This window comes from Microcoleus sp. (genome assembly GCF_049646505.1).
Classification (GTDB): Bacteria; Cyanobacteriota; Cyanobacteriia; order Cyanobacteriales; family Microcoleaceae; genus Microcoleus.
The window spans coordinates 1-9,313 of the sequence record NZ_JBARVX010000318.1; the positions used below are offsets into that span (position 1 = coordinate 1).

General features: G+C 48.9%; 7 protein-coding genes. 1 reads left to right on the top strand and 6 read right to left on the bottom strand.

Going from position 1 to position 9,313, the window contains the following annotated elements:
* Positions 1 to 37 precede the first annotated feature (37 nt).
* From WBA89_RS16500 to WBA89_RS16525, 6 genes are all read right to left on the bottom strand, one after another.
* Positions 38 to 721: a J domain-containing protein gene (locus WBA89_RS16500; protein ID WP_424408256.1), complete on the bottom strand. Its 684-nt coding sequence runs from the start codon at positions 719 to 721 to the stop codon at positions 38 to 40.
* A 380-nt stretch (positions 722 to 1,101) separates the two neighbouring features.
* A complete protein-coding gene (cysK, locus tag WBA89_RS16505; protein WP_424408258.1) occupies positions 1,102 to 2,064 on the bottom strand; it encodes a cysteine synthase A in 963 nt (320 codons plus the stop codon).
* A gap of 56 nt (positions 2,065 to 2,120) precedes the next feature.
* Positions 2,121 to 2,561, bottom strand: coding sequence for an Rrf2 family transcriptional regulator (locus tag WBA89_RS16510; RefSeq protein WP_424408260.1), 441 nt, complete (start codon positions 2,559 to 2,561; stop codon positions 2,121 to 2,123).
* 240 nt (positions 2,562 to 2,801) lie between these two features.
* Positions 2,802 to 5,018 (bottom strand): iron uptake porin, encoded by a 2,217-nt coding sequence (locus tag WBA89_RS16515; RefSeq protein ID WP_424408262.1) that lies wholly within the window; start codon positions 5,016 to 5,018, stop codon positions 2,802 to 2,804.
* A gap of 268 nt (positions 5,019 to 5,286) precedes the next feature.
* Positions 5,287 to 6,933, bottom strand: coding sequence for an HD domain-containing phosphohydrolase (locus WBA89_RS16520; protein WP_424408264.1), 1,647 nt, complete (start codon positions 6,931 to 6,933; stop codon positions 5,287 to 5,289).
* Between the two features lie 161 nt (positions 6,934 to 7,094).
* A complete protein-coding gene (locus WBA89_RS16525; protein WP_424408266.1) occupies positions 7,095 to 7,376 on the bottom strand; it encodes a 4a-hydroxytetrahydrobiopterin dehydratase in 282 nt (93 codons plus the stop codon).
* A 761-nt stretch (positions 7,377 to 8,137) separates the two neighbouring features.
* On the opposite strand from WBA89_RS16525, the gene recA reads away from it, so the two are divergent.
* Positions 8,138 to 9,253 carry a recombinase RecA gene (gene recA / locus WBA89_RS16530; RefSeq protein ID WP_424408268.1) on the top strand — a complete coding sequence of 372 codons (1,116 nt, stop codon included), beginning with the start codon at positions 8,138 to 8,140 and terminating at the stop codon, positions 9,251 to 9,253.
* Positions 9,254 to 9,313: the final 60 nt, after the last annotated feature.

Here is a 9,313-nt window from a genome sequence, read left to right on the forward strand (position 1 = left end):
CTCCCATTCTCCCCCTCTCCCCCTCTCCTTCAACTAACTAAGTTCTAATTTTCAATTCATCCTGTGCTTCCCGCCGCAGTCTAGAGGCAATTCTAAAAAGTTCTTGACCTGTGTGCAAATGGCGATCGTCATAATTTAGAGTAAATAAATGCAATTCTTCTATTCCGTCTCCGACTCGATCGATCGAGTAGTAGAGATGGGCTGCAACTCCGGCTAAATTTGATGGATTGGGCATGGATCTGAGAAAGTTGTGAGCTTTTTCAAGAAATTCGCTGCTGGTTTCGATATAAGCTTGAAACTTTTCTATCAGTTCGTCGTCGAAGGGATCTGCTGACAATTCGTTTATTTCTTTTTTCAGCGGCTTCAAAATGCTGTTGAGCATTCGATTGACTGGTTTGTATACTTTAATCAGCCACTGTTCCATTTGTTCGTCGGCATCCCGCGCTGTTTGTTGTCGCTGGCGGCTGAAGTTGGACGCGCTGGGCGATCGCAATTCTTCGCTTTCTGGGGAAATTTGGCGATCGTAGGATTGTCTTTGCTTGGCATCTCCTAATATTTCATAGGCTGCATTGAGACGGATAATTTCTTCGTGACCGGCTATTTTACTCTGGCTGTCTGGATGAAATAGTTTGACTAAACGGCGGTATGCTTGTTTAATCTCGGCTTGTGTTGCTGTTGGGCTAATTTTTAGGGTTTTGTAGTGATTGCTAACGGAAGACACGCTCTTATTTCCTTGAAATCTAGATAATCTGCGAAAAAGTGCTTGACAAAAATATCATTTTTTGCTAAAGTATTAGTTATTTATTTGATATAAATGTCAAAAGTTGTCGGTAAAAAACTTTTGTTTTCAAATTATTATAAATCCATTTTATAAAAATATTAAGTCTTGAAAAAGTTCGCAGCATCCGACTTTGGTCTTCTCTTGACGGATTTGTGTTAAACAGGACTTTCATTCCTCTGGCTGGCACAATTGCGATCGCCGACAATATTCTTTCTGCAAATTTGATATTAATCAGGACTTGCATTCCTCACTACAAACAACAGCAGGGCGTAAACTCTACGCCCTGCTAAAAGTTGCTGCGACTTGCGCCGGAAGCTGACTTAGTTGAGGGCCATCGCAAAATTCTGTTCGGGCTCTTGGAACAAGGGAGTGCTCAGATAGCGTTCGCCAAAGCTAGGCTGAATCATCACAATCAATTTCCCGGCATTTTCTGGACGCTTGCCGACTTTTAAGGCGGCACAGAGTGCCGCACCGCTGGAAATACCGGACAAAAGTCCTTCTTCTCTGGCTAAGCGGCGCCCGTAGGCGATCGCCTCGTCATCGGTAACAATTATCACCTCGTCGATCGCCTCCACATTCAGCACCGGTGGCACAAAACCAGCACCAATACCTTGAATTTTGTGAGGCCCTGGCTTTCCGCCCGACAGTACCTGACTGTTGGCCGGCTCAACGGCGATCGCCTTAAACTCGGGTTTCCGCGACTTGAGTACCTCTGCAACACCCGTAATCGTACCGCCAGTGCCGACTCCAGAAATCAAGAAATCCACCTCGCCGTCGGTATCTGCCCAAATTTCCTCAGCCGTTGTCGAACGGTGAACCTCCGGGTTGGCTGGATTCCGAAACTGCTGCAACATATACGCATCGGGAGTTTTGTCCACAATCTCTTGAGCGCGGCGGATGCAGCCGCTCATGCCTTCAATGCCGGGAGTCAGTTCTAGTTGGGCTCCGTAAGCTCGCAACATCGATCGGCGTTCCGTGCTCATCGTATCAGGCATTGTCAAAATCAACTGGTAGCCCTTCGCCGCCGCCACCATTGCCAAAGCAATTCCGGTATTGCCAGAAGTCGGTTCTACTAAAACCGTTTTTCCTGGAGCAATCAGCCCTTGGGCCTCGGCTTGATTGACCATATTCACACCAATCCGGTCTTTTACCGATGCTGCCGGATTCATGCCTTCGAGTTTGACCACGATTCGAGCCAAGCAGCCTTCGGCTTGGGGAATGCGGTTGAGTTGCACCAGGGGCGTGTGCCCCACCAATTCTGTAATGTCGGTAGCAATACGCATAATCTGTGTCAGTTTGTTGTTGAAAGTATATGTTAATTCCTAGTTGGCAATACTAACTAGATGTAATACATGATATCGAGCTGCCGCCTGCCATTGCGTTTTTCGCACAGATCCTGTAGCGTATATTTTTGCAAAACGGAGTTGGCAGTCGATCGGGCTTCTTGCCAAACCTCCCAAATTACAGCACTTTCTACAGTTTGAGCGGGCGAGTCTTTTTGGGAGCGATCGAATTCTGAGCCTTCGAGACAGTTAATAATTTCCAGCAGTGTAATTTTCCACGGTTCCCTGGCCAAGATATAACCGCCCTTAGCTCCTCGCTGGCTGCGAATCAGCCCGCAGCGTCTCATGGTAGCCAGCAACTGTTCTAAATATCGATCGGGAATATTTTGCTGAGCCGCTATCTGGCGAATTTGCAGGGGCTCGCCCTCATCGTAGCAATCAGCCAGTTCCAGCAAAGCTAAGATTGCGTATTCGCTTTTACAGGAGAGTTCTACCATGATTGCTTTGTTAACCAGAATTCTCTAATCCGAAGTCAGACATTAAAATCTTCCTCAATAATATTGAGTTCAAAATTCTAACTCCTAGCTTTTTATTATACCCCGGTTTTCCACTGAACTTAATCGACTTTCATAGGAATTCGTCCAGCGCACAAAAAAGCCCTGCAATAAGCAGGGCTAAATTTGGCTATATTTGCCAGCAGAGAGGGTATGACCCGCCCTGCCTCATCTAATCGGCTCTTAGAACGTGAAAGTAGTTCTCAGAGTACCAATAATGATGTCATCGTTGCGATCGTTTTGATTGGGGTTAGTAATCCAAATCACACCCGGAGTCACAGCAATGTTGTCCGAAAGTTTGAACTTGTAGAAACCTTCAAAGTGCCACGACTGGTCATTTCTGAAGTTATCCAAATTGCCGGGAGCCTCAAGTTTATCTAAGTAAGGCTGGCGACCTACCACAAAGCCCAGCAAGTTGCCTTCTTTTCCTAAATCGGGCAAAGCCAAGGTGACAGCGTAGTTCCAAATTCTCGCATCGCCGATGCCGAGAATGCGAGCATTCGTTAAACCACCCCAGCCGCCAATGATAAATCTCGGGCTGAGGCGGAACGAAGCTTGGGCGCCGTAGGAGTTGCTGACAACTTTCCGAGCTCGGAAGCCGGGGAAGCCGTCGCTCAAACCGTTGATGGAATTAGCCAAGCCGGTACCGGTGAAACCGCCGAGATTATCGGGGCCGCTTCCCAAAGCGTTGTCAAACCCGAAGTTACCTCGGCTAAAGTAACCGTGGTTGTAGTTGAAAGCAACTTGCAAGTTGCGTCCGGGGGTAAAAGTCAACTGGCCCATCGCCGCGTAATCGCCGTTGAACAAGCCTGCACCCTTGCTAGGATTGGCTGCACTTGAGGCCAAATAGCCGAAGGACAGAGAAGTTGGGCCGAACACGCCGCCCAGCAAGCCCCTGCCGCCGAAGGCATAGTCAAAGCCGATACCCGCACCGCCGCCCAAGCGGTAAATCGGGTTGCGCTGTCCGAAGGTGCTCAGGGAGCCGTTACCGCCGTCAAAGTCTTCAAAGTAAGGGTTGACAGTCGGCATAATGTCGTCCCAAACGCCAGCGTTAGCTGCCAGGGTAACGTTGAGTCTATCGCCCACGGGAAACTTGTATAGCAAGGTGTCTAGGGCAACAACGTTGTCGGTTCTGCCGACTACGTTCCAAGTTTGAGTGCCTTCGCTGGTAGCCCCAAGGTTAAATCTTTGACCGTTGCCGACTTGAAGCCTGGTAAGTAACAAGTCTCTGCCGGTGAAGCTGGTATTTAAGTTGAGACGTACCCGCTGTTGGAAGACGGTCTCATTGCTACCCCTGCCGATGATTCTTTCATTATCTCTGCCAAACAAGCCATCGGAGCCGCCAAAGTCGTCGCTGAGGGCAAAAATTGCTTCCCCAGTCAGTTTGGTAGTAGTTGAGAATTGGTTGGCTTCGAGTTCGGATGTCCGAGCTTCGAGAGCATCGACTCGGCCGCGCAGGGTTGCCAGTTCGGCTGCAAATTCTTCTTGGAGCCGTTGGAGGGCTGCCAAGTCATCTTTCGTAGCTAAGTTGCCGCTGCCTCCTCTGATTAGCTCGCTAACCTTGTCTAAGCAAGCGTTTAAACCGGCGGCGAATTCGTAGCGGGTCATTGCCCGGTTGCCGCGGAAGGTGCCGTCGGGATACCCGGCAATACAGCCGTAGCGCTCGACTAGGGATTGCAGTGCTTGGAATGCCCAGTCTGTGGGCCGCACGTCGGAAAGTTGCGATACTGAGGTGACTTGACCTTGAGTTTCGCCGCCTGCTGCCCCTTCGCTGCTGTATTGGTTGAGCTGCTCTAATGTGGCGGCTGGGTTTTGAGCTTGCGGTGCGACAGTTTGTGCTACAGGTTCAGCCTGTGCTGTTTGTTCTGCTGGCGCTGCGGCTGTTGGTTCTGCCGGTGCTGCTACTGCCGGGGCGGTAGTTTCTAATTGAACTGCACCGAGGATCTCTGAGGTAGCGGTAGCTGTCGGGGCTGGATTTTCTAGTTTCGCAGCCGCTGAATTTTCTACCGGTTGAGCGACTGTTGGCTCAACTGCTAAAGATTCAGTTGCAGGTTTTGATGCTGCAGCTTGGGGATTTTCCGCTGCGGGGGCTGTGTTGGCTGTGGCGATCGCGCTTTCTGTTGCAGCCGTGCTTGAAGCTGCAATCGCTGGCTCTGTTTCGATGCCGGCGATTGGGGAATTTTCTTCGATTCGATCGGCTGCTGCGGTAGTTTCGTCAACCGCTGCTAAAGCATTGACTTTCGCTTCCGAGGTTTGGGCCGTTTCAGCTTTGGCAGCTTGAGGCTTGAGCGCATCAGCACCGGGCTGAGCGTTTGCTGCCACCGCGCTCGAAGAAACTACTAGGGTAGCTCCTAAGACTGCTGGGCTGATTAATAGGTAACTCCACAAAAATTTCGACATATTCACTCTCATCCTCACACCGATTACAAAGAAACTTTTCTAGTCTTCTATGCGGTCAGTAGTTGCTCGACTAGCATACTGCAAAACTACCTAAAATTCGATTTTTCTTGGGATTTTTCCGGCTTACTGAGTGTATGGATGCGATCGGCTACTGCAGAGAGCGTGTTTTTTTACCTGCCATCAACTGCGTCAAAACCTTGCTAGATTTAGGCTGACACTAATAATCCCGATCGCCTCTCTACTTTTTAGCACAGCACGCCCGAGTCGTCTAGGCTGATTCGACCTTAACATCCAAGCTGTGTCCCAGGACGCTAAAGACTTGGCGGCAATCGAACAATTCTAACAAATCGGCGTTGATTTTGTGGTGGGCTGCTTCTTGCCGCAAAATTTTCATCGCTGCCTCTGTCTGCAGAGCTCGTTTGTAGGGACGATCGCCCGCTGTCAGGGCGTCGTAAATATCGGCGATCGTCATTAATTGCGCCTGAATCGGGATTTCCGAGTTTTTCAGTCCTCGCGGATAGCCGGTACCGTCGAGTTTTTCGTGGTGTCCGTAGGCGATTTGGGGAACATTTTTTAAATCTTTTGTCCACGGAATTTGGCTGAGAAATTCGTAAGTGTGAGTTACATGAGATTCTATTGCCGATCGTTCTTCCGGTGTCAGGTTGCCCCTCGACACCATCAATTGCACGATCTCGTCGGGACTCAGCAGGGGTTTAACTGCCCCGTCGATATCTCTGTAAGTTTGCCGAGAAAGTTCTCGCAGTTGATGTAAGGGTTCTGCTGCCAAAATGTGAGGTTCGTTGGCTTCGATCAGAACTTCCCAATATTGAGCCAATCTGGTTTTCGCTTCTGCTAGCTTGGCGTCTAGCTGTTCTATTTGCTGGCATTGACTGCACTCTGGCTCTTCGCTGGGATGTTTTCGGTAGGCTGAATGCTCTAGCAAGTATTTATATTTAGACTGGACGCATTCCATTTCCATTGTCCGCTGAGCTAAGCCAAACCGGTGGCGGATGATTTCTAGCTGTGCGGGGTAGAGTTTTTTCTGCTTGGTCAAAACTGCTTCTGGCACTCCGATTTTACCAAAATCGTGCAGCAGGGCTGCGTAGCGAATTTCTTGAATTTGGCGGTTGTTAAAGTAGACGGAGCGCAGCCATCCGTTGCTGACGGCGTTTACTTCTTCTGACAGGCGCACTGTCAGGGCTGCGACTCGTTCTGAATGGCCGTAGGTACAGGGGTCTCTAGCTTCTATGACTTGCACTGAGGCTTTGACGAAGCCCTCAAACAAGTGTTCTATGCTTTCTTGGAGTTGATTGCGCTCGATCGAGATTGCTGCTTGAGATGCGAGCGAGCGAACTATTCTTTCTTCCCACAAAGAATACTGCTGCGTCGATTCCCAAGCATTCTCGGCTGTCAGCACCGCATCTGCCTTTGTTTTGCGGTTGATCAATTGCAGTATGCCGATTGTCTCGCCCTCTCGGTTTTGCATCGGCAGCACCATTACCGAGCAAGTGCGGTAATTAATATCCCTGTCAAAACTGGTATCTAGCTGGTAAGGTACGCCTGGGGGTAAGTCGTAGGCATCCGACAGGTTCAAACTTTGACCTGTAATGGCTACGTAACCCGCCAAACTTTTGTCTGTCAGCGGCAGCGTAAACTCTTTAAACGACAGTCTCGGTTTAGAAGCGTTTTGGGCTACCTTGAACAGCAGCTTAGGTTTTTCGTCGCTGCGATCTACTAAGTAAACGCTACCCGCATCGCTGCAGGTAATTTCCCTACTTTTGGATAAAATTAAATTTAACAAACCGCCTAAATCTTGAGCGCTCGACAAAGCAGCGCCAATATCCAGAAGCTTTTCTATAAGATCGGTTCTTTCTGCAGACTCGTTCAAGAACTCTGGCTTTTCAAATACGATCATGGTCGGAGGATGGCGAACAGCCTTTTATACATTGGACTTTTTGCATCTCGACTTTCTCACACCCGATTTTAACCCAGAGTCGATTTTTTGATTGGCGAGCTTTTTGCGATCGGGGACTGTCGCTAGATGCAGCGGCTCCTGTCGGGCAAAGGCTAACTCTTTTAATGTAGCGTAGAAATTTCTTGGGCTAGGGCAAAGTCTTTCTCAGTTAAGCCTCCGGCATCGTGAGTTGTCAAGTTAACTGTAACTTTGTTGTAGGAGATTTCTATGTCTGGGTGATGTCCTGCGGCTTCTGAGGGGGCGACCAATTTATTCACAAAGGCGATCGCTTCGATAAAATCTTTAAATAAACGGGTACATTGCAGTTGCTTGCCTTCAACTGTCCAGCCTGACAATTGACTGGCGCGCTCTTGAATTTCCGTATTGTTAAGTAGGTCAGCCATTTTTTTTTTGGTATTTTGGGATGAGTGTGGCATATTCACAGCCCACCTGCGGAAAATCCTACAAAAAACTATCCGCTCTCAAAAACAGTGTTGAGGCTCAAGTTTTAATACTCAAGATGTAACACTATTTATGAGAGCGGTCTAGCGGGTCTTCAGATTAGAACCTGACTGCCGGGAGAATCCCTAGCTCAGCCTGGTTCCCCGTGGAATTCGTTTCCAGTTGGAAACGACGGCTGACTGCTAGTGAGCGGCCCCGGCGCACAGCCGGTAGTTTCCAATCTGATGACCCATGCGTTTACTACTTTCTATCATGGGCATCACCTCCAAGTTTTACTAAATGGTTTATATTTGAACGCACCTCATCTTAATCTGAGATTAAGTATGAGGATTTGTGTGCTACCAATTGGCAGCGCTACCAGAAGAACCTGCGTTCTGAGTCTCGTTCCGGTATGCACAATTATTAGAATAACACAAGGAATCAGAAATGGACGGATGCAAAGTTAAGATTTTTGCAGACATATAAGGGCAAATTGCTGGTGCAAGGTTTGAGAGCTATCTCTACAGCAGCACGGGCGATCGCCCGTGCTGCAAGTTCCGTCTCAACAAGAGCATTTTGAAGGCAGCATCAGGCTGAAACGGTTCAAAACCAACAATCTTCCAGCAAATGCTCCCAGAACCTCCAGACCCCAAAAATAACTGCTAACATACGTGTTGTACAGTTAATCAACAAGCTCCGCAAGGGGTCTACCCGCGTACCGCAAATGGCAAAAAAAGAAGCTTCTACAAAAACTGCTGAAAACACAGAAAAGCAAAAAGCCTTAACTTCCGTATTGTCCCAAATCGAGCGCAGCTTTGGTAAAGGAGCGATCGTCCGATTGGGAGACTCCACTCGCATGAAGGTAGAAACCATCTCCACCGGAGCCCTGACACTGGACATCGCTTTGGGTGGCGGTTTGCCAAAAGGTCGAGTTATTGAAATTTACGGCCCGGAAAGTTCCGGTAAAACCACTCTAGCGCTCCACGCGATCGCCGAAGTCCAAAAATCCGGCGGTATCGCAGCCTTCGTCGATGCCGAACACGCCCTCGATCCCACCTACGCTTCAGCATTAGGTGTCGATATTGAAAATCTCCTAGTTTCCCAGCCGGATACCGGCGAAATGGCCCTAGAAATTGTCGATCAACTCGTGCGCTCCGTCGCCGTCGATATCGTAGTCATTGACTCCGTAGCCGCCCTAGTGCCCCGCGCCGAAATCGAAGGCGACATGGGCGACTCCCACATGGGTTTGCAAGCGCGATTGATGAGCCAAGCTTTGCGGAAAATCACCGGCAACATCGGCAAATCCGGCTGTACCGTCATTTTCCTCAACCAATTGCGGCAGAAAATCGGCATAACCTACGGCAACCCCGAAACAACCACTGGCGGTAACGCACTCAAATTCTACGCCAGCGTCCGGCTCGACATTCGCCGCATTCAAAGCTTGAAAAAAGGTACAGAAGAATACGGCAACCGCACGAAAGTTAAAGTTGCTAAAAATAAAGTTGCTCCGCCTTTCCGCATTGCCGAATTTGACATTGTATTTGGCAAAGGAATTTCTACTTTAGGCTGTCTGACTGACTTGGCCGACGAAATGGGAGTAATTACTAAAAAAGGTTCTTGGTACAGTTACAACGGCGATAACATTGCTCAAGGACGCGACAACGTGATTCGGCGCATGGAAGAAAATACCGAATTTAAAGATGAGATCCAGCGGCTAGTGCGGGAACGACTTGATACTGGGGCTGTAGTTTCTGCTAATTCTGTCGCTCCTGTCGAGCCAGATATTGATGATGAGGAACTCGATGACGATGAGGATATACAAGATTTAGAAGAAGTCTAAATTTTGTAGTCAGTAGTCAGTAGTCAGTAGGGGCGGTGCCCCCGTGCCCGCCCTCTTAGT

Bases quoted from the DNA above. Each gene is read 5' to 3' on its own strand.
- WBA89_RS16515 (WP_424408262.1), bottom strand. From the start codon at position 5,018: ATGTCGAAATTTTTGTGGAGTTACCTATTAATCAGCCCAGCAGTCTTA.
- cysK (WP_424408258.1), bottom strand. From the start codon at position 2,064: ATGCGTATTGCTACCGACATTACAGAATTGGTGGGGCACACGCCCCTG.
- WBA89_RS16510 (WP_424408260.1), bottom strand. From the start codon at position 2,561: ATGGTAGAACTCTCCTGTAAAAGCGAATACGCAATCTTAGCTTTGCTG.
- recA (WP_424408268.1), top strand. From the start codon at position 8,138: ATGGCAAAAAAAGAAGCTTCTACAAAAACTGCTGAAAACACAGAAAAG.
- WBA89_RS16520 (WP_424408264.1), bottom strand. From the start codon at position 6,933: ATGATCGTATTTGAAAAGCCAGAGTTCTTGAACGAGTCTGCAGAAAGA.
- WBA89_RS16525 (WP_424408266.1), bottom strand. From the start codon at position 7,376: ATGGCTGACCTACTTAACAATACGGAAATTCAAGAGCGCGCCAGTCAA.